This is a genomic window from Stenotrophomonas sp. GQ19 (assembly GCF_059758695.1).
The window spans coordinates 1-581 of record NZ_JCAXES010000022.1 but is presented as its reverse complement, the minus strand read 5'-3'; the positions used below and the strand labels follow the sequence as shown (position 1 = coordinate 581).

The 581-nt window shown below is 65.2% G+C and carries 1 protein-coding gene; it reads left to right on the top strand.

The genetic code is table 11. The features are described from left to right. On the top strand, window positions 1-581 hold a 581-nt coding region (locus AC6CHL_RS20760), incomplete at both ends, for a GTP-binding protein (RefSeq protein WP_498296042.1).

Sequence of the window (581 nt, the reverse complement as noted above, 5' to 3'; positions counted from 1 at the left end):
GGCGCGATCCTGGTCTGCTCCGCTGCTGACGGCCCGATGCCGCAGACCCGCGAGCACATCCTGCTGTCGCGCCAGGTCGGCGTGCCGTACATCGTCGTGTTCCTGAACAAGGCCGACATGGTGGACGACGCCGAGCTGCTGGAACTGGTCGAAATGGAAGTCCGCGAGCTGCTGAGCAAGTACGACTTCCCGGGCGACGACACCCCGATCATCGCGGGTTCGGCCCGTCTGGCGCTGGAAGGCGACCAGAGCGATATCGGCGTGCCGGCCGTGATCAAGCTGGTCGAAGCTCTCGACAGCTGGATCCCGACCCCGGAGCGTGACATCGACAAGCCGTTCCTGATGCCGGTGGAAGACGTGTTCTCGATCTCGGGCCGCGGCACCGTGGTGACCGGTCGTATCGAGCGCGGCGTGATCAAGGTCGGCGAAGAAATCGAAATCGTCGGTATCCGTCCGGTCCAGAAGACCACCGTCACCGGCGTGGAAATGTTCCGCAAGCTGCTCGACCAGGGTCAGGCAGGCGACAACGCCGGTCTGCTGCTGCGCGGCACCAAGCGTGACGACGTCGAGCGTGGCCAGGT